A 19464-nucleotide genomic window follows, 5' to 3' on the forward strand; every position below is an offset into this window, starting at 1 on the left:
AAGGCTGCAGATCGGCTTCACTGCTCGGTCTCCGTACTGGCGGATTCCAGGCCGTCGCTCGAGATCAATGCAGCGGCGGTCCGTTCTGCCAGGTGTACGGTCTCGTTGACGTTGAGAGTGCCATTGACGATGTGCGCGGAGTTCACGATGTGAAGGCCAGACTGTCCCGTCTTCATCGGGGGGAGTTTCTCGGAGTAGTTCAGGCGGGGAATCGGAAAGACGTGGGACTCCCGCGAAACCTGGAAGCAGGACACGTCGCCGCGTTTGAAACCCGGGTAGATCCTTTCGAGTTTCGGCAGAAAGAGTTCCCGGATCTGCTCGTCGCTCATTTCGAACATCGGATCGTCCGGCGCGAGGTAGCGCGGTAGGTAGACGAGCATCTTGCCCGCAAAGGGTTCGCAACCCACGAGAGCGCTCATCTCGATGATTGTCGTGAAGGGCAGGTCTTCCTCGGTCAGATACGTGAGGTAGTAGCCGTCCAGTGGGCGCTCGCAGAGTAGCGACGCGCAGATGATTCCCTGATAGGGAAATCCGCGGAGTCCATCGAGTTCCGCCGCCGGAAGTCCGGTGCAGATGCGTGCGGCCTGAGCTGGGGCAAGGGTGACGGCGACGCGATCGAAAGTATCGGACCGGCCATTCGCACAGACTTCAAACTGTTCTCCGACTCGAACGACCGATGTGACGGGTGCGCCGAGTTCGAAGCGAACCTCCTGCTTGCGCAGTCTTTCTTCGAAGCGTTCGAGAATTCGCGCGTAACCACCCTTCACGTAGCCGAACATCTCCTTCTTGAGCCCTGTTCGTCGCGCGGCGTACAGGCGTTGGATCGTCGCCCAGATGAAGGCTGCAGAGCACTCCCGGTAGCTCTCGCCCAGCTTCGCCTGCAATAGTGGCCGCCAGAGTCGCTCGAAGGTGCGGCGTCCAGACCAGCGGGTCAGGTAGTCGGCTACGGGAATCGTTTTGAGGCGCTTCCAGTCGCGAACCTGCGATCCGCCCACGATGGTGCATCCGAGTCTGATCTTGTCGATCCAGTTCAATCCCGGCAGGTGCAAGTAGTCGATTGCATTCGAGAGCGACGAGACCCGTTCGTCAGCGTAGTAGCCCGTGCGCGTCTCCACCCAGACCGTTTCCGAAGCGAGTTCGAGTTCGTGCAGGATCTGTCGCGTGAAGGCGTCGGAGAGCAGGGTGACGTGGTAGTGCTTGTCCCAGACGATGCCGTCCAGAGACCAGGTTCCCGCGAGCCCACCGGTCTGCCCTTCGGCTTCGAAGACCGTGACTCGGTGGCCTGCAAGCGAAAGCCGATGAGCGAGCACCAGGCCGAGTAGGCCTCCGCCTACGATCGCCCAGTTGCGCGCTTCGCTTCGGGGTGCGGTCATCGCCCGCTTCGCTCCTTCCCGCTAGCTCGGCGGAGTGAGTTCAAGCACGCGACCGGCTTCGACCGCGTAGTGCAACCCACATGTGCACTCGAGATCCTTGCGCTCGGGCAAGGTGTCTTCGAAGCGCAAAACTGGCTGTCCGCAACGGCAGACAATCCCGCGCGTTCTTGCAGGGTGCCCCATGACCAGATGGAAATCTGGTACGCTACGGGTCACGACGGATCCCATGCCGACCATCGCGAAACGTCCGATCTCCAAATCGCACCCGATCACACAACGAGCACCAATCGTCGCACCCGCAGCGACTCGAGTCGCAAGCGTCTGTTCATCGGGTTCCGAGGAAGCGAGCGTCTTCAGATCGGGTGTGGTGGCTCGGGGAAAGCGATCATTTGTGAAAACGCTACCGGCGCTGATCATCACGCCGTCTTCGATCGTCACGCCCGTGCAGATGTAGACGGAGGCGTTGATCTTGACACGATCCCCTATGCTCACGCCGTAGGCGATGTAGGTCTTTTCGCCGACGATGCACTCGCGGCCGATGCGAGTCGGGCCGCGGACGTGTACGTGGTCCCAGATGCTGGTTTCGTCACCGATTTCCACACCGGATTCGATTTCCGCCGTGGGGTGAATGCGCGCAGCCATCAGCTCATCTGGCGCACGGAGACCCAGTGATCCTCGCGCATGGAGCGGTACGCGGCCTCGACCACGAAGACGGAGGCCAGTGCATCCTCCGGACCGATGCGCAGTTCGCTCTCGCCCTGATGTGCATCTGCCAGGTTCTCGAGTTGCGCTCGGAAGGCGTCTACTTTTCGATAGCCTGAACCGAACTCGAGGGCCTCGCCATCGTCTGCTGTGCGCAGGATCGAACCCTGCCAGCCGATGTGGATTGATCCCTTGGATCCGTAGATCTCGATGAAGTAGGGCGTGCTCTTGCTCAGGCTCCAGGAAAGATCGATGTTGCCGACGACTCCGTCGACGCTGCGCACGAAGAGCCGCACGGTGTCTTCGACATCGAGTCCCTGCGCGCGCTTGCCCTCGAGTGCGTGGACTTCGGCAATCGGGCCCAGGAAGTAGCGCATGATGTCGACCGAGTGCGTGCCGTTGTCGATCAGGACTCCGCCGCCGCTCAGTTCGGGTCTGGAGTTCCAGCGCTGACGCATGTCGACGTAGCCGGTGAAAACGTTCTCGAACAAGATGACTTCGCCAATGCGGCCCTGCTCCAGAAATTCCCGGGCGGATACAATGTCTTCGACGAAGCGAAACTTCGAAGCCATGGTGAACAGTACGGACTTTCGCCGCGCGAGGTCGATCATTTCGCGCGCCTGATCGACACAGGGGGCAAGTGGTTTTTCGCACAGAACCGAGATTCCGCTTTCCAGCAAGTCGGTCGCGATCTCCTGGTGCGAACTCGGAGGCGTGCAGACGATGGCCGCCTCGCACTCGCCGGCGTCGATCAAGGCTCGATGAGTTGCATAGGATGGACACGCATCGCGAGAGAGCTTCTGCGCTGCTTCCAGGTCTGTGTCTGCGATGCCCACGCAATCGACCCGTTCGCTACTGCCGATCGCGTCCATATGCGTATTGGCGATCGCACCCGCACCGATGATGCCCAGGCGCAATGGAGATGTCATCAGGAACCTCCCCTGCGCAAGCGCTTCGTCGCACCCTTGACCTTTTCTGCTAAGAAATCGACGTGGCAGTCCAGGTAGCGTTCGTTCCAGGGCAGCACGAGTACGCGTCGGAGCGCTTCATAGGTTCCCGGATAGAGTTCTGGTGAGTAGTCGAGTGCCTCGGGACGGGCCAGCGAGAACGGGAAACCGCTGGACCCGAAGGTGCGTTGCTCGCGGAAGACCTCGCACTCGAAGGCCGGTTTTTGGATATAGCGCGGTGCCGAGGCGATGCCGTACTCCTTTAGCGCCTGAGCCATTCCGCCGGGGCCAGCATCGATCGTATCGGGGGCCACGCTCAGCGTGTACTTCCAATAGCTATGCGCATCGCCGTCCGCAATGCGTGGCGTCTCGAGACCGGCGCATCCGTCGAGGGACTTGCGCAGTCGTTCCGCTCGCTCCATGCGTGTGGACACGACGTCCTTCAGTTTGCCCATCTGTTGCAGGGCAACTGCTCCGGTCAACTCGTTCATCCGGTAGTTCAATGCAGCGAAGTAGTGGTCGGGCTTCTCGTCCCCGTAGCCCCAGGCCTTGTTGATGAACAGGAAGATGCGGCGCGCGAACGCTGCGTCCCGGGTCACGAGGAGACCCCCTTCTCCAGTCGTCACATGCTTGCCCTGCTGCAGACTGAAACAGCCGATCGAACCCAGAGTGCCCACGGGATGACCTTGTGAGAGTGCGCCGTAGGCTTGCGCACAGTCCTCGATCACGGGAATCCCGCGCGAGTCGGCGAGTTCCATGATCGCCGACATCTCGCGAGGATTACCAAAAAGGTGGGTCACGATGATCGCCCGTGTGCGCGGACTCAACACGCGTTCGATACTCTCGGCGGTCACGTTGAAGCTGGCCGGGTCGACGTCTGCGAAGACGGGCACGGCCCCCTGGAACAGGATCGGCGTGAGCGCTCCCATATCGGTGATGGAAGTCGTGACGATCTCTTCGCCGGGTTCCGGGTCGATCGCCGCGACGGCGCAGTGGATCGCGGCTGTGCCGGAGTTACACGCGTAGGCGTGCTCGACGCCTAGCGAACTCGCGAACCGCTCCTCGAGGCGCTTGACGAAACTCCCTTCGTCGAAGTCAGAACACCGGAACGGAGGGCTTCTGGGACCGCCGCAATCTCTTCTTCCCCGAGGGTCCGGCCACTGGAATCCTGATCCGATGGCAATTCGAGCAGTTCTGGATCAGTCATGAGCGTCCTGTGTCCGATGGAGATTTCTGTGGGCACCGAGAGCGTGAATCGAGAGCGTTAGAGGCATTTCTCGCCAAAGCTTATCGGCTGTACGGGCGTGCGTCTTAGCCCCCACAGTGATTTTGTCCAGTTTGCACATTCCGCAGTTCGCTCCGGGATTTCCCCTGATAGGCAAGAAATCCTACAAACGATTGGGATAGAAGCGAAAAGCCGAAGGATTGCGGTCGGAAAAGCCGGGAGGGAGCAGTAGGAGCGTGGGCGAGAATTCGAGCAGCCAGTTCCGGATGAACTCCGCGGGAGTGCCCGTGTTGGCCGCGCTCGGCCTCTGGATGGCGGTCATGGGGGTTCTCTACGCCGCTCTACCCGCGAGTCCAGATCAGTACGAGCTCGACTATCTCGGCTGGCGTCTGTTGGCGGGGGATCGCCTCTACGTCGATGTTGTCGACGAGAACTGGCCGTTCGGCGTCTGGTTGCACGCGTTGTCGACATTCCTGTTCGGCAATCAGCTGTACGCCTGGCGGATTCTGGACTTCCTGTTGATGCTGCTCGGGCTCGCCTTTCTCGCGGATCTCGTCCGGCGTATCTGGGGACGCACAGTTGCGCTCGGAGTCTTTGCGCTCTATCCGGCCCTCTACGTGACCGTCGGCGGCATCTGGATGGCCGGTCAGCGCGATCTGGTATGCGGACACGTGCTGTTCATCGCGTTGTGGTTTGACTGGCTCGCGTGGCAGCGCGGGAAGTCGGCACTGCAACTCGGCACCGGGGCGTGCCTGGCGATGGCCTTCCTGACCAAACCCACGAGTGGATTTCTGGGACCGGCGCTGATTCTAATCGCGTGGATGCGAATTGCGTCCGAACGCGAGCGCATGCGCGAGGCCGTTGCGCATCTTCTGATTGCCGGGATCACAAGTGTGATCGGCGTACTGGCCGGTCTTGCAATCGTGCTCGCCTTGGGAACGCCTCTCGAAGCGATGCGGGATGCGCTCCTCACCATGAATTTGCCCGCCTATCGGGGAGAGAGCGCCAGTTGGAACAGACTTGCCACCACGGCGCTCGAACAGCACGGAAGGTCATGGCCGTGGATCTCCGCACTCGCTCTGGGAGCTTGCATCTCCATCTGGTTCAACGGCTCTCGTTGGGCACGCTCCGCGTGCCTCGGGCTCGTCTTGCTCGCATTCTCTGGGCTCCTGTCGTACCTCCTGCAGGCTCGGGGTTTTGCCTATCACCTGGGCCTGCATTTCACGGCCTTGCTGGCTCTCGCGTGCATCGGCGCAGGCCGCCTTCTGCGCAGTGCAAACTCTGGAACACGAACCGGGCCCCGCCTCGCCGCGGGCGCACTACTCTTGTTGGTCGTTCTTGGCACCGGTTTGAAACTGCGCAATACCCTGGCAACACCTGCACTCTGGCTCACTGGTTCCGAGTCCGATGCGAACTACTTTGCGCGTTACGAGGCGGGGGGTGTGCTGACCGTGGCGGATGCCGTGGCTCTGAGCGAGCGCGCTCGAGCGCAGATTCCAGCGGGGGAAACGTTGCTGGTCTGGAGCACCACGAGTCTCGTCAATTTCCTGGCCGAGATTCCACAGCCGACCCGTTTCTACTATTTTCCGACTCTCGCGCGAGCCCTGCCGGATACGGAGTTGGGTGGGCGCTGGAACGAAGCCTTTCGAGAGGATCTGGAACGCGGCCCACCGGCGTGGTGCTACGTGGATCGCGAGGCCATGCACGCCCGATTCCGCAGGATGCCGGCCTGGCGTGACCTGAACGAGTTTCTCCGCGAGCGTTATTTCCCGCTCGAGATGGACCGGGGCCTGGAACTCTACGAACGACGCCCCGTTCAGTCGGCTCTTTGAGCACCATGTCGATGCATAAGGACTACTCCTTGAGCACCATGTCGATGCATAAAACAGCCGCCAGCATCAACGGACGCACCGTGCTGTCGCTCGGCAGGGTTTCCGAGATGCTCACCATGTAATTGTCTGCACTGGTGAACAGTTCCTTTCCGACGCCCGCCCACTTCTTGTCGACCTCGCCCAGTTCCGCACCATTGTGTTCGAAGCGGAAGTTCCAGCCCGTCCACTTGCCATTGAGTGAGCACACCTGCTGGTCCATGTGGTCGAGAACGTCGAACTTGCCACCGATCGAAAAGAGCTTCTGCTTGAAGCCTCCGATCTTGCGACCCGAGCCGTCGCAGACTTCGACACTGGATAGGAAGAGCGAGATACCCCGTTTGACCGTGAAGATTACGTTCCCGTTGGGCTGGCGTACTTCGATCTCGAAAGGGGTCATCCTCTTGTAGTCTGTGAAGCGCAGAATCCGGGTGAGCAGGCCGAGCTTTTCCTCGCGACACTCGAGAATCTTCTCCTCTGTGTGCGGGTCATAGATGTCGAAGTTGTTGGCGGCTTTGAATACGCCGACGTGCTCCTTGACCAGGAACAGATTCTTGCTGAGGATCTCGTCCATCGTGGCCTCCACGGGTTGTTTGTCGTCTTACCATCGGCAGGGGACCGCGCCATTATGAGCGTTTCATGACAGGTGATAGATCGCCGCGTCTCGCTGGGGTGAGTCCGCGTCAGGGAAGGTCTGTGAGGCGTAGCGAATGACGGGTTCGAGGCCGACGGGCGGCGCGGATGGGCGCTCCGGATCGCTGATCACGATGCTCCGTCCCTCTCTTCGCAAGCCGAGCAGCCAATCCCGGATCGAGGTCTCGTAAAGGACGTCACTCGCGAGCAGAACCTCCCAGTCGTCGGGTGGTTCGGTCGAAGTGCGAATCTCCACGCCGTTCAGTTCTGCATTGATCTCAACGGCTCTCAGTGCTCCCCTGTCGAGATCCACGGCCCTTACTTCTCGCGCTCCGGCCAGCGCGGCCGATACTGCGATCACGCCCGACCCCGTGCCGAAATCGACAACTCTTCGGCCTTTCACCAGGTCGGCATGATCGAGCAGGTACCGCGCCAGCGCCTGACCGCTTCCCCAGCAAAAAGCCCAATAGGGAGGAGGTTCGGAGTCGCGCAGACTCCGACAACACGCTTCCAGGTCGATGTTCTCACCGAGCAGCCAGAGTTCGATTTCCGGGCACAGGGGGAGTCGCCGCCGGACCAACGGATGACCGAAGGCCGTTCGTACAGCCTCGTCTGGCAAATTCGGAAGCCTGTCCGACGCACTCGTCATTGCGGGGATGTCCTTTCCGACTTCCGACTTCCGATTGCCGACTTCCGATTGCCGACTGGGCACAGGCTTCAGGGTAGCACCCGTCTTCCAGGGACGGCCCGCTCGACGGGCGCTTCGGAGCGGACTACGCTGCGGCCATGAAGACGCGTTCCTTCGTCCAGTACCACTACCGCCACTTCAACGCAGCCGCGCTGCGCGACGCTGCAGAGGGTTTCGTCGCCCATCTGGAGGGGGGAGGGCAGATGTTTCTCACCTTGGCGGGCGCGATGAGCACAGCGGAGCTCGGCTTGTCGCTGGCTGAGATGATCCGCCGCGAGAAGGTTCACGCCCTTTGTTGCACGGGAGCCAATCTCGAAGAGGACATCTTCAATCTCGTCGCGCACGATCACTACGAGCGCATTCCCAACTACCGGAACCTGAAGGTCGAAGAAGAAAGGGAACTCGAACGCAAAGGGCTCAATCGCGTCACCGACACGTGTATTCCCGAAGCCGAAGCCTTCCGGGCAGTCGAAAAGCCATTGCTCGAGATCTGGCGACGCGCTGCGGCCGATCAGGAGCGTCTTTTTCCCCATCAGTTCCTGTACCGACTTCTGAATGAGGGACACCTCGAGGCCAGTTATCAGATCGATCCGCGGAACTCCTGGATGATCGCCGCGGCTGAAAGAAATCTTCCGATCTTCGTACCTGGATGGGAAGACTCGACGCTCGGAAACGTCTTTACTGCGCACGTCATCAACGGCGATCTGCCTCGCTACGACACGGTGCGCGGGGGCACCGAGTGTCTGGCTGAACTGGCCGAGTGGTATACGCAGGTGACCATGGGCAAGGCGCTGGCCGACATCCCGGCCGCAACGCTTTCCGAGGTCGGGATCGGCGGAGCGCGGCGCGCGATTCCCGCAAGCGAGGCGTTGCGCACGGTGGGTTTCTTCCAGATCGGTGGCGGCATCGCCGGGGACTTTCCGATCTGTGTGGTTCCGATGATCCATCAGGACCTGCGCCGGGCCTGTCCCTACTGGGGCTACTTCTGCCAGATCAGCGATTCGACCACCAGTTACGGTTCGTATAGCGGTGCGATCCCGAGTGAGAAGATCACCTGGGGCAAACTCGACGTCGACTCGCCGATGCACGTGATCGAGTCCGACGCGACGATCGTCGCTCCGCTGATCTTCAGCTATGTGCTCGACAACTGAAAGCGATTCGGGTGACCGCATCTCCGCTGCTCGGGGAGTAATGCCGCAGCGAACATCCTGCAGTGGCTACGGGTAGACTGCTGATCAGGAGGAGTCGTTTGGCCCAGGCGCAGGATTCTCATCTCGACGTCTCGCCTGTGAATTCCGACTCCGGCACGGGTCGCGTTCCGGCGAAGGTTCTCTTGACCTGGGCGCCGCCGCTACTGGCGCTATCTGCTCCGTTCTTCTTCGTGCAGTTCTACTTTCTGAACTTCGCGACCGATGTGCTCTTGCTGCCACCTCTCGCGGTCAGTGGGATCTTTGCCTCGGCGCGAGCCTGGGACGCAATCTCCGATCCGATCGTCGGCACCTGGAGTGATCGCACGAGCACTCGTCTGGGGCGCCGGCGTCCCTGGATGTTTGCAGGTATTCCCCTGTACGGCGTCGCCCTGTGGATGATCTGGAGTCCGCCCGACTTGCCACCACTCGAACTCAGTGTGTGGGTCGCCGTCGGCATGTTCGCGTTCTACAGCGCGTTCACGATGTACAACGTGCCGCATATGGCGGTGGGCACTGAACTGACCGACGATCATCACGATCGCAGTCGCATCTTCGGCACTCAGGGTGCGTTCTTCATGTCCGGGATGATGTTCGGATTCGGCTTCATCCAGATCGTATCGACGGCCGAGGTCCCTCGCGAGGCGGCGGGCGATCTCGTCCTGGGGATTGTCGCGATCAGCGTCATCGTTCTGTTGATTCCACCGCTTTTCATCCGGGAGCGTCCCGAGTTTCAGGGAAGAGGCGCGTCGAGTTCGTTTGTGGCAATGCGCGACGTCTTGCGCAACCCTCACGCGCGCCTGCTCCTGCTTGCGCAGTTCGTCCAGATGGCGGGCACGGGCGTCCTGGGAATCATGGCTCCCTACCTGATGAAGTACGTTCTGAAACGGCCCGATCTGATTGCCAAGGTTCCGGGTCTGTTCGTCGTCTGCACTCTGGTTTCGATTCCCCTCTGGGTGCTCTTGTCCCGTCGCCTGGGCAAGCGAAATGCATGGATCATCGGGATGGTCGGGTCCGGGCTTTCCTTCGGATCGATCGCATTCCTGGAACCGCAAGCGGTCGTTTCGGTGACCATTGCGATGATCTGCGCCGGTCTGTTTTCCGGATCCGGGTCTACGGTCGGTCCTTCGATCCTGGCCGATGTGATCGATTCCGACGAACTAACTACGGGCGAGCGCAAAGAAGGCGCCTACGCAGCGGCCTGGGGCTTCGCGATCAAGAGCGCGAGCGCTCTGATGATCCTGGCGGCTGGCGCCGCTCTCCAGTTCTCGGATTTCACACCCAATGAGGAGCAGAGCGAAGCCACGATCTCCATGCTGCAGGGGATGAATGGCCTCGTACCGCTGTTCATGTACTTTATGGGTGCCTTCCTCTTCCGCAACTTCGCGTTGAACGAGGCGGAACACTCCGAGATCCGCGCGCAACTCGATCGACGCAGAAATCGAGACTGAGCTGCAATCAAATCGGAGCCTCATTCGTTCACTCCAGTAGACGGCTCGTCGAAGACCAGAAGCCGAAAGGAGATTTCCGATGCGAGTTCGAAAGCGAATCCAGTTGATTGATCTGGACTTCCTGGTACTCGGCGATGGCGGAAATCGACGCGCGCCCAAAGAGCACGCTTCGTACCTGGGCTGGAGTGGCTGCATTGGCCGCGGGCTTCGTTCTGTGGTTTGCCGCGAGCGACTTTGGGGGCGCTCCCACCGTTCAAGCGCTGCGCGTCGCGGAAGAGATCGCTCTGAACCACGAGAAGCCGTTGAGGCCCGATCTCGATACCTCGAGTTTCGCCGGATTGCGAGCCCGGTCGGAGGCGCGAAAATCGAGGTCTGGAACGAATCCGGACTGGTATTCGGGCTGGCTTCCGACTTGCCCGCGCGTCAGGAGTAACCCCGCAGCGCACGGCGCAGCGGAAGGCGCTTTCAACCTGGCAGATGCCTTCGTGTCCGTTCTGGCGCTATCATCTCCCCAGTTTTCAGACGAGGGGAAGAGCATGAGGTATGCGGCTGTTACGGGATCGGCTTCGGGAATCGGTGCTGCGGTGCGGGCCCGCCTGGAGAAGGACGGATTCGAAGTCATCGGTGTCGATCTCCGAGACGCCGAGGTGATCGCCGATCTTTCCAGCCCGCAAGGGCGCCAGGAGGCGATCGGGCGGATTGTCGAGCGTTGCGATGGTCGCCTCGATCGCCTGGTCACGTCTGCGGGCCTGTCGAACGCGCGCCCGGCTTCGCTGATAGCGGCCGTCAACTATTTCGGCTCGGTCGAGCTGATGGATGGCCTATTCGATGCGCTCCATGAGGGCATGGATCCTGCGGTCGTCGCCATTGTCTCGAACTCCGCGCAAATGGCTCCTTTCGAAGAGCATCCGTTTGTGCTCGCTCTGCTGGCGCACGATGAGCCAGAAGCGGTGCGCATCATCGATGAACTCGACAGTCCCGTCGTCGCCTATCTGGGCAGCAAGCACGCGCTCGGTCGGGCGATCCGTCGTCGCGTGCGCAAGTGGGGGGACGCGCGAATCAGACTCAATGGCGTCTGTCCCGGCCCGGTGCGAACGCCTCTACTTCAAGCGACGCTCGACGATCCGTCGACTCACGACAGTGTCGCGAACATCGATATTCCGATCGGCCGCTGGGGCGAACCGGATGATGTCGCATCCCTGGTCGGATTCATGCTCGGGCCAGAGGGAGCCTGGATCCACGGATCGATTTTCTACATCGACGGCGGAAACGATGCCGAGATTCGGCCCGACAAGTACTAGTCCCGATCCGTGTCCACCATGCTCATCACGTCTGCCGAATCGCCATCGGGCGCCGGTACCTCGACGACACGATCATCGACATCATCGTACTCGAGTCGCAACGCGCAACTCATCGTCGCGTGCATGGCATAGGTGCAAACGGTGTAGGTGAGTTCGAGAATCTCCTCGTCGGAAAGATTCGCCTTGAGGCGTTCGAAGGTTCCATCGGGGACTCGTCCTCGGTTCAACACCAGATCATCTGTGTAGGCGAGTACCGCTCGTTCCAGAGGAGAAAAGCAGTCGGCGGAGTTCCAGGAGGGGATCGCCTGGACTTGCTCTTCGCTCAGGCCGACGTCTCGCGAAGCCTTGCAGTGCTGCGAGAATACGAACTGGCTGCCGACTGCCCAGCCCGCCCGAGTCTGGCCCAGTTCTCGCAACTTCGCATCGAGTTTGCGATCGGCGCTGCGGTAAAACTGGAAACCCGCAGACGTGTGGTCGAATGCATCGGGAACCAGAGCGAAGACCGTCCACCAATTGCCCGGTGTACCGGTCGCGGTACCCGGTTCGGCGACCGGGTCGCGTTTGCCAAATAGCATTTTGTAGATCGTCTTGGCGAGGGGGTGGGCATCGGCGAGTGGGACCTGGCGCAATCTGGGCATGACTTCTCCTCTGAAAGAGAGTCCATCATACGCGTTTGACGAATTCCCATCGGCCGAAGGATTCAGGCCGCATCTTCCTTGGGATAGCCGATCAGGTAGGTCAAAGGGATCGGCGCCGCGCTATTGGGGATCTCGCCCGAATCCCAGACCCAGTCATCTGCTGCGAGATCGGCCGTAAGTTCGTCGAGCTCGGCTGGGCAATACACGCGCAGACAGGACACGAGTCCATCCCAGAGTACGAGAAGTGGGATGAGTGGAATCAGGTACGTGAACAGCAGTCGGCTCCAGCGGAAGGGTCGAATGAACGGGGTGATGAGCGCCAGTCCGATGCTCGCGTTGAAGGGGATGGAGAGGAATGACAGGGGGAAGCGACCGATCAACTCGACGATCGCAATTGGACTTCGGCCTTTTTGGGCGTTTGCGAGGATGGCCTTTGCGTCCTCCGGTCGAAAGTGGTGAAACGAGTTGAACATGGTGCGAACACCGGAGAGTGAATCGGGTACGTTTCTGGCGTCGACCGGTTCGCGATGGAAATCAATCGCACCCTCTGAAGCTTCGGCGATCCCCTCCAGTGCTTTGATGTTGGGATAGAAGTCCGTCAGTGTGATGCGGATCTTCGTGCCGCCTGCAGACAGGCTCTTGGCAAGGCTCTCGATCGGCCCACCACCGCCGGAACACAGGTCGATCAAGTGCGGACTGCCACTTTGCGCGAGCAGTTTCTCGAGTATGGGTTCGAAGTTTGCGGTCTGGTCGACTCGAGTGACCGCGAAGCGCAAGAAGTCGGTTCCCGCATCGCGGATGATGGAGGGGAACCAACTCTGATCTTCGAGTTCGAAAAGGTGAATGCGTCGCATCGAATGAGCCTACCTGAATCGACGACTCCAGGTAGAGCCCGTGGGGCGAGGTTCTCAGAAGAGACCGAGCAACCCGGTATGTTCTTTCAGGATCGCAACGACCTCGGTTCGCCCACTGCGTTCCGCAAGCCCAAGGGCGTTTTCCCCTTCCGAGTTGCGGAAACGAGTAGAAGCTCCGGCTTCGAGCAGGACGCGCACGATGTCTGCGCTTCCGTTCTCGGCGGCCAGCATCAGCGCTGTGGCTCGACGCTCATTGCGCGCATCTGGATCTGTTCCCGACTCGAGTAGGAGGCGAACGACTTCGAGGCGCGAGCGCCCGGCTGCAAGCATGAGCGGTGTTGCGCCACCGCGAGAAGGCACTCTGGGATCGGCTCCTGCTGCGAGCAGCACCCGCGCGACTGCGCCATGACCGTCGCGAGCCGCCAGGCTCAGCACGGTTCGTCCCTCGCGGTCCGTCGTCGAGGGACTCGCTCCCGATTCGACGAGCCGTTCAACCAGGCTTCCTCGACCGTCTCGAACTGCTTCGACAAGCGCTGCCCGCCGATCACGTGGCGACGCAGCATCGAGCATCAGGCTCAGCACTTCGATATCGGCACCTCGGGCTGCATGCACGAGCACGCCACGCCCTTCGCGATCGAGAGCACCTGGGTCTGCCCCGTGTTCGAGCAACCAGCGGGCAGTTCGCGAGGATCCCGAACCTGCTGCGACTAGCAGGGGTGTCATTCCGTCCTTCCGACTCCCGTGCACAGAAGCCCCGGCCTCGACGAGCAAGGCCGCGCTATCGACCCGGTCGTGTTCTGCGGCCACGTGGAGCGCGGTCGTCCCGCGATCGTCGCTCGTTCTCGAACTGGCTCCGCTGGCCAGCAAAGAGGCGACGAGTTCTGTTTCACCAGCCGCGACTGCGCGCATCAATGCGGTATCTGCGCCGCCTTCGCGCACCAGTTTCTCCAGCTCTTTCGAGCGTGGATCGGGTGCCGCGGGACCGGGCCAGGCGCCCGACGACTCCAGCAATCGGGCAACGGAATCGTGGCCCCGAGCCCGAGCTTCTGCGAGGGCCGTCGCGCCCGCGTCATTGCGAGACTCCAGCGCTGCCCCGGAGTCGAGCAGACGCCCCACGATGTCGCTGTGCCCCTTGCGCGCCGCGGCAATCAGAGCCGTATTGCCGTAGCGATCGATCCTGTCCACATCCGCTCCACGACCGAGCAATTGCTCCACGATTTCCAACTCACCGCGATCCGTCGCGACGACGAGCGGAAAATCCGCGAATGCGTCGACCAAGTCCGGATCGGCGCCGGATCTGAGCAGTGTCCCGACGATCTCCCCTTCGCCGCGTTCGCAGGCGAGGAGCAGGGGAGTTCGCCCGTCCGCGTCTCGCGCGTTGGCATCGGCGCCCGCTTTGAGAAGATGAGTGACCAGAGTTCGCTCACCGAGCGAAACGGCTTTGTGCAACGCATCTTCCGGGGTCTGCTCGACCAGGCGGGAAGGCATTTCTGTGGCCAATACCTCGAGGCGTTTCCGTGCAGCCGCGTGATCTTGTGCAGCCGCGGCTGAGAACCATTCCCGGGCTCGTGCGAAATCGATATCGATGCCCTGGCCGTTCTGGTAGAGCAGGCCGAGGCTGTACTGTGCCTTGGCGTGACCTGCCTCTGCGGCCTGGGAAAACAGACGGAAAGCCCGGTCCCAGTCTTTTACTACTCCGCGGCCTCCGCGGTACAGAGCGCCCAGGTGGTAGGCGGCATCTGCGTCCCCATCTCGGGCGAGATCCGACCAGATCCCGGCCGCTTTCGCCGGCTCGCTTCTGCGAATGGCCTGTAGTCCGTCCTCTACCTCGGCGGCGGATGGCGCGAGTGGAAGGGCGAGGAGCAGGGTCGTGAGAGTGCTCGCGGATCGTCGAAGAAGGCCTATGAGTCTCACCTGACACGTATCGCTCGAGGTTCGATCAGGCCGTGCCATGCTTGGTCTCCACTTCGATGCCGATGGATTCCAGAAAGGCAGTCGGGACTACACCTCCAGCGCAGACAATCACCGCGTCGTTTTCAATCTCTATCGATCGCCCGGAAACGTTCAGGCTTACCTGCTCCGGCTCGATGGCCGTGAGTGTCGATTCGAGCAGGAGGTTCAGGGATCCAGACTTCGCAGCGGAGTCGACACGCTCGCGGTTCTTCTGCTTGGCTCGGCCGAACGAGGGATTTCGGTAGGAGAGTGCGACCGATGTGCCTTCGACTTCTTCGGCCAGTGTTACCGCTGCTTCGAGCGCACTATCGCCACCGCCGACAACGAGCACCCGCTGCCCCGCATACTGCTCAGGATCGCTCAGTCTGTAGACGACTTTCGGCAGCTCTTCACCCGGAACACCGAGTTTTCGAGGTGTGCCGCGGCGTCCGACACAGAGCAACACCGAGCGCGCGCGATGGATTCCCCGATTCGTCGTTACGCAGAAGCCGTTGCCCTGAGGTTGGATGTTCTCCATGCGCTCGTGGTAGCGGATTTCGATACCCGTCTTGCGTTCCACCTCTTCCCACAATTCGAGCAACGCTTCCTTGCTCGTTTCGCGCATTTTTACCGTTCCAAACAGTGGCAACTCCATGGGGGCGGTCATCACGATCTTTCCGCGCGGGTAGTGGGCGACCGTTCCTCCGAGCGTATCCTGTTCGATGGTGACCGCAGACAGTCCGAGCTTCTTGGCGGCCAGAGTCGCTGCAAACCCTGCGGGGCCAGCTCCGACGATGACGACGTCGACTTCGTCCTTTGCGCTCGCTCGCGAACACCGAGCTAGATTTTCGATGGCCTGGCGCCCCTGAGTTACAGCGTTGCGAATCAATCCCATTCCGCCGAGTTCACCGGCGATGAACAGGCCTGGCAGATTGGTCTGAAAATCATCGCCAATATTCGGGATGTCGACTCCACGCGTGGCCGTGCCAAAGACGAGGGTGATCGCATCCATTGGACAAGCAGTCTTACAGGCACCGTGACCGATGCAGTTCGCAGGAGCTACCAGAACGGCCCGCTGGTCGATGATGCCGAGCACTCCGTTTTCGGGGCAAGCTCGAACGCAGCTTCCACAACCGGCACAGCGGTTCAGATTGATGAGTGGATGGAGGCTCGGAGGCTCGAGCAAACCCGCTTCATGGGCTTCGTCGAGACGCATTCTCGCGGTCCTTTCGCGGCGTTGAGCGCGGACGCGAATGAACCCGAGTACGAGCAGTGGAGGCCCGAGATAGAAGGCGATCAGCGAGAGGTCTGCGAAGTTCATGGCATCAGAACTCGTACCGATAGCCGACCATGCTGAAGTACTCCCGCTGGTCGCTTCCGCTTACGTTCGCCGAGCCATCGGTAATATCGATACCGAGTTCGAGTTCCAGCCAGAGTCGCTTCCAACGGAAATCCGCTCGTATGGAAGGTCGATACCTCCACAAGTTGGCAGCAGAGTCGTTCTCGCGCCTCTCGACAATCAGTTGGGGGCCCAATCGCAGGCCCTCTACGATCGGATAGCGTCCGCTTCCGCCCAGAGAGTATCGGCGTCCGCTGCTGGTGTCGGCATAGCGCACGTCGAAGCTGGTGAAACTGCCTTCGACCAGGAGGTTGGAAGCGCTGCCCCGCAAAGAGTAGAAGACTTCATTTCCCGTGCCCTCGGTCGCATCGACTCCGGCCGACGCTTCGGTATCCGAAAGGCGAGACAGGGAGACGTCTCCGGATACTTGCCAGGTCTGGTTGATCCTGTGCGTCGCACCGATCGTCACCAGACGTGAGCGCGAAGTCCGGTCTTCGGCCAGTTGGCGGATCTCGTCTGCGCTGAAGAGATCGTGCAGATCATCAATCGAGGTCGCGGTTTGCCCCTGCAAAGCGTTCAGGGTCGTGAGTACTGGACTGGCACGTAGATCAGCCAGGAGATTGATGCTGGTCGTGTCGCCGAGCCGCCAGTTGCCGACTAGCATGGCCGTGTTCAACACACCGTAGGATACATCGTAATCAGCCATGGCCAGCCAGAAGCCTTGAGGGTGAGCGAAGCGCAGCTGTCCCCCGACGGCGGTGCGACCTTCGACCCCATCGATCCACTGCTGGATTGCGAAAAGCTGTCCGTCCCAGTAGTCGGCGAAAGAACCACTATCGATGCTCAGGCCGTAGAAGGGACGCGATGCGTTCAAGTGGTTGGACTCGGTGAAGTCGACAGGGAAGCCCGAGACCAGATTGAGCCGCAACCGCTCGCCCATCGGGAAGCCGAACAACGCGCCGTCAAAACGCCCCAGAACGCCGCCTCCAGACGCCGACTGACGTCCGAGGCGCAGAGAATTCTCACTCTCCCGCCAACGCAGGTCGATGAAACCCGAAGTGATTCGAAGCGCGTCCGCTGTGTCGAGCGTCTCGAGCAGATCGTGGCGATAGCTCGCTGCGTAGCTGGTGCGTAGCGAGAGGCCCGGTCGTACGTGACGTGAAGACAAGAAGACGTCCGAGTCGAACGACGAACTCGTGGTCTCGCTCTCGTTTCCGTCGATGTCGAGATCGTGGCGCCGGTAGGACTGTGAAATGCTGCCGGAAAGAGAGTGTGACCAGGTTTCCTGTGTGGGGCGCGCCATGGCCTTCGGTTGACGGCCCGATTTCAGGGTGAGCAAGGCCTGCAGGCGTTGCCGCACGCGTGCAGAGCCGTCGATGTCATCGTAGATTTGAAGATAGCGGGCATACTCTGCCCTCGCGTGTGCGAACTGCCCGTTGCGCTGGTGTGCCAGTCCGAGCAGTTCCAACGCTTCTGGGGCGCGGGAGTGCTCAGGCTGTTCGATCACCTTTGTGAAGAGCAGGATTGCCCGATCGAAATTCCCGGCCGTCATGGCCTTGCGCGCTTCGCTCATGATCTGGTCGATGCGGTTCTGGTCGACGCTATCGGCCTCGCCTGCGGGGCGCGGTCGGATCAGAACGGGCTGAATCTCTTGCAACGGGGCCGGGCGGACCGCGATTTGGACCCTATCAAGTGCGTTCCCCTGCGATACCTCGAATTCCATGGGGCGGTCGAAGTGCACCAGCAGTTTTGGGTTGCCTGCGCTGTCTGCATCGAGTTGGACGTCGACGAGTCCTACCAGGTCCCGCTCGTGCCATTCGACGGTCTCGCCGCCGCGCAATGCCGGCGACGATGGCTGGTAGAGTTGGCGGCGCATACGGATCTCGAGGGTTCGTCCAAGTCGCACGGGTGCGTGGCTCAATAGTCGCAGGTCCACGTCCATGTGAATCTCGATGACGGTCCAATCCCGTCCCGGCGCGACGGTTACGCCTCGAAGCACGCGCGTCGTTCGCGTGTCCGCGCTGATTGAAGAACTCGTCCACGTCCCCGCAACCACTGCGAGCAGGACGAGTGCGAAGCGCAGATGGATTAGCGACATCGGCTTTCTACCAGTCTCCGCGGTTGACTCGGTGTTCACCGCTCCGGAACTTCTCTATCGTCGTCATTGAAGAGTTCGTGTACCTATGGCAAGCACCGGTGCAATCTCGGAGATCACTCGCACTGTAGAAGGCGTCTGGGTTTTCCCACTTCTTGTGCTCGCTATCGTCGAAATCATTTGAGTGGCAACCTGCGCAATCGGGTTGGTACTGCGCGAAAATCCAGGTGGCTGACTGGCTATTGGACTGGTGGCACTCGGTGCAACCCGGATTCCCCTGATGGTTGCCCGGGTAGGCCGCTGACGTATGGGAAAATGAGATCTGACTCCAGGTGCTTGTGTTATGGCACTGAATGCAGTCAATGCTGGTGACGAAGTGGCCGGTGTGTTTGCCCGTCGCTTGTACACCGTTGTGGCAACTCCCACAGTTGCCCGTGATGCTGTCATGATCGAAGCTGGCTGGAATCCACGCGGCCGTGCTGTGGCAGGTCTCACACGACGCAGTCGTGATCACGTGGCCTGACGTCTTTCCGCTGGCTTGTACACCGTTGTGGCAGGTGGCGCAGCCGCCTGTGATGCCCGAGTGGCTGAAACTCGCCGGTAACCAGGCATTGGTGCTGTGGCAGTCCTCGCACGTGTTCGAACTTTGGATGTGTGTAGGCGTCTTTCCCGCGGCTTGTACTCCGTTATGACAGCTCGAGCAGCTGCTCGTGATTCCTGGGTGGCTGAAACTGGCGGGCAACCAGGCGTTGGTTCCGTGACAGTCTTCGCACGTGTTTGCGCTCTGGATATGGGTCGGCGTCTTGCCCGGTGCCTGAACTCCGTTGTGACAATTCGAGCAACCGCTCGTGATTCCGGAGTGGCTGAAGCTCGCCGGAATCCAGGCTTGGGTCCCGTGGCAATCCTGGCAGCTGTTGGTGCTCTGGATGTGAGTAGGCGTTCTACCCGCGGCCTGGACACCGTTGTGGCAAGTAGTGCAACCGCTCGTGATGCCCGCGTGGCTGAAGGCTGCGGGGAGCCAGGCCGAAGTCGTGTGGCATTGCTCGCAGGTGTTCGAAGTCTGGATATGCGTAGGTGTCTTGCCCGTGGCTTGCACACCGTTGTGGCAAGTGGTGCAACCGCTCGTGATGCCCGCGTGGCTGAAGGCTGCGGGGAGCCAGGCCGAAGTCGTGTGGCATTGCTCGCAGGTGTTCGAAGTCTGGATATGCGTAGGTGTCTTGCCCGTGGCTTG

Annotated in this window: 15 protein-coding genes and 1 pseudogene; 4 read left to right on the forward strand and 12 right to left on the reverse strand. The window is 61.0% G+C overall.

What is annotated here, in order from left to right:
* Positions 1 to 17 precede the first annotated feature (17 nt).
* The 4 genes and pseudogenes from GY725_02965 to GY725_02980 all read right to left on the reverse strand — a co-directional run bounded on the left by GY725_02965 (position 18) and on the right by GY725_02980 (position 4229).
* Positions 18 to 1373 (reverse strand): FAD-dependent oxidoreductase, encoded by a 1356-nt coding sequence (locus GY725_02965; protein MCP4003137.1) that lies wholly within the window; start codon positions 1371 to 1373, stop codon positions 18 to 20.
* A gap of 21 nt (positions 1374 to 1394) precedes the next feature.
* A complete protein-coding gene (locus tag GY725_02970) occupies positions 1395 to 2015 on the reverse strand; it encodes an N-acetyltransferase (GenBank protein ID MCP4003138.1) in 621 nt (206 codons plus the stop codon).
* A complete protein-coding gene (locus GY725_02975; GenBank protein ID MCP4003139.1) occupies positions 2015 to 3004 on the reverse strand; it encodes a Gfo/Idh/MocA family oxidoreductase in 990 nt (329 codons plus the stop codon). The genes GY725_02970 and GY725_02975 overlap by 1 nt, the downstream gene beginning before the upstream one ends.
* Positions 3004 to 4229 (reverse strand): annotated as a pseudogene (locus tag GY725_02980) (DegT/DnrJ/EryC1/StrS family aminotransferase). Before GY725_02980 ends, GY725_02975 begins: the two are co-directional and overlap by 1 nt.
* Positions 4230 to 4483: 254 nt before the next feature.
* On the opposite strand from GY725_02980, the gene GY725_02985 reads away from it, so the two are divergent.
* On the forward strand, positions 4484 to 6079 hold the full coding sequence (locus tag GY725_02985; protein ID MCP4003140.1) for a glycosyltransferase family 39 protein: 1596 nt from the start codon (positions 4484 to 4486) through the stop codon (positions 6077 to 6079).
* 22 nt (positions 6080 to 6101) lie between these two features.
* Here the strand turns inward: GY725_02985 and GY725_02990 are convergent, their stop codons facing one another.
* Positions 6102 to 6689, reverse strand: coding sequence for an RNAase (locus GY725_02990; protein MCP4003141.1), 588 nt, complete (start codon positions 6687 to 6689; stop codon positions 6102 to 6104).
* A 63-nt stretch (positions 6690 to 6752) separates the two neighbouring features.
* Positions 6753 to 7397, reverse strand: coding sequence for a methyltransferase (locus GY725_02995; GenBank protein MCP4003142.1), 645 nt, complete (start codon positions 7395 to 7397; stop codon positions 6753 to 6755).
* Positions 7398 to 7534: 137 nt separating this feature from the next.
* Between GY725_02995 and GY725_03000 the strand changes: the two genes are divergently transcribed.
* The 3 genes from GY725_03000 to GY725_03010 all read left to right on the forward strand — a co-directional run bounded on the left by GY725_03000 (position 7535) and on the right by GY725_03010 (position 11375).
* The gene (locus GY725_03000) at positions 7535 to 8587 is read left to right on the forward strand and encodes a deoxyhypusine synthase family protein (GenBank protein ID MCP4003143.1); all 1053 of its coding nucleotides are present in this window, start codon (positions 7535 to 7537) and stop codon (positions 8585 to 8587) included.
* Between the two features lie 98 nt (positions 8588 to 8685).
* Complete coding sequence (locus GY725_03005; GenBank protein MCP4003144.1) at positions 8686 to 10074, forward strand: MFS transporter; 1389 nt, start codon at positions 8686 to 8688, stop codon at positions 10072 to 10074.
* Between the two features lie 536 nt (positions 10075 to 10610).
* Complete coding sequence (locus GY725_03010) at positions 10611 to 11375, forward strand: SDR family oxidoreductase (protein ID MCP4003145.1); 765 nt, start codon at positions 10611 to 10613, stop codon at positions 11373 to 11375.
* Here GY725_03010 and GY725_03015 read toward each other — a convergent pair.
* From GY725_03015 to GY725_03040, 6 genes are all read right to left on the reverse strand, one after another.
* A complete protein-coding gene (locus GY725_03015) occupies positions 11372 to 12013 on the reverse strand; it encodes a carboxymuconolactone decarboxylase family protein (protein MCP4003146.1) in 642 nt (213 codons plus the stop codon). The two genes, GY725_03010 and GY725_03015, sit on opposite strands and share 4 nt — an antisense overlap.
* Before the next feature lie 62 nt (positions 12014 to 12075).
* Complete coding sequence (locus GY725_03020) at positions 12076 to 12867, reverse strand: class I SAM-dependent methyltransferase (GenBank protein MCP4003147.1); 792 nt, start codon at positions 12865 to 12867, stop codon at positions 12076 to 12078.
* Positions 12868 to 12921: 54 nt separating this feature from the next.
* Complete coding sequence (locus GY725_03025) at positions 12922 to 14820, reverse strand: hypothetical protein (protein MCP4003148.1); 1899 nt, start codon at positions 14818 to 14820, stop codon at positions 12922 to 12924.
* Positions 14807 to 16120 (reverse strand): NAD(P)-binding domain-containing protein, encoded by a 1314-nt coding sequence (locus GY725_03030; GenBank protein ID MCP4003149.1) that lies wholly within the window; start codon positions 16118 to 16120, stop codon positions 14807 to 14809. The genes GY725_03025 and GY725_03030 overlap by 14 nt, the downstream gene beginning before the upstream one ends.
* A 4-nt stretch (positions 16121 to 16124) precedes the next feature.
* Positions 16125 to 18236 carry a hypothetical protein gene (locus GY725_03035; GenBank protein ID MCP4003150.1) on the reverse strand — a complete coding sequence of 704 codons (2112 nt, stop codon included), beginning with the start codon at positions 18234 to 18236 and terminating at the stop codon, positions 16125 to 16127.
* A gap of 7 nt (positions 18237 to 18243) precedes the next feature.
* On the reverse strand, positions 18244 to 19464 hold a 1221-nt coding region (locus GY725_03040; GenBank protein MCP4003151.1), incomplete at its 5' end, for a cytochrome C.

This window comes from bacterium, assembly GCA_024226335.1.
Taxonomy (GTDB): domain Bacteria; phylum Myxococcota_A; class UBA9160; order SZUA-336; family SZUA-336; genus JAAELY01.

Excerpts from the sequence above, each read along its gene's own strand:
- GY725_03030 (MCP4003149.1), bottom strand. The coding sequence starts at position 16,120 with ATGAACTTCGCAGACCTCTCGCTGATCGCCTTCTATCTCGGGCCTCCA.
- GY725_03035 (MCP4003150.1), bottom strand. The coding sequence starts at position 18,236 with ATGTCGCTAATCCATCTGCGCTTCGCACTCGTCCTGCTCGCAGTGGTT.
- GY725_02965 (MCP4003137.1), bottom strand. The coding sequence starts at position 1,373 with ATGACCGCACCCCGAAGCGAAGCGCGCAACTGGGCGATCGTAGGCGGA.
- GY725_03015 (MCP4003146.1), bottom strand. The coding sequence starts at position 12,013 with ATGCCCAGATTGCGCCAGGTCCCACTCGCCGATGCCCACCCCCTCGCC.
- GY725_03000 (MCP4003143.1), top strand. The coding sequence starts at position 7,535 with ATGAAGACGCGTTCCTTCGTCCAGTACCACTACCGCCACTTCAACGCA.
- GY725_03010 (MCP4003145.1), top strand. The coding sequence starts at position 10,611 with ATGAGGTATGCGGCTGTTACGGGATCGGCTTCGGGAATCGGTGCTGCG.
- GY725_03020 (MCP4003147.1), bottom strand. The coding sequence starts at position 12,867 with ATGCGACGCATTCACCTTTTCGAACTCGAAGATCAGAGTTGGTTCCCC.
- GY725_02990 (MCP4003141.1), bottom strand. The coding sequence starts at position 6,689 with ATGGACGAGATCCTCAGCAAGAATCTGTTCCTGGTCAAGGAGCACGTC.
- GY725_03025 (MCP4003148.1), bottom strand. The coding sequence starts at position 14,820 with ATGGCACGGCCTGATCGAACCTCGAGCGATACGTGTCAGGTGAGACTC.
- GY725_02995 (MCP4003142.1), bottom strand. The coding sequence starts at position 7,397 with ATGACGAGTGCGTCGGACAGGCTTCCGAATTTGCCAGACGAGGCTGTA.
- GY725_02970 (MCP4003138.1), bottom strand. The coding sequence starts at position 2,015 with ATGGCTGCGCGCATTCACCCCACGGCGGAAATCGAATCCGGTGTGGAA.
- GY725_02975 (MCP4003139.1), bottom strand. The coding sequence starts at position 3,004 with ATGACATCTCCATTGCGCCTGGGCATCATCGGTGCGGGTGCGATCGCC.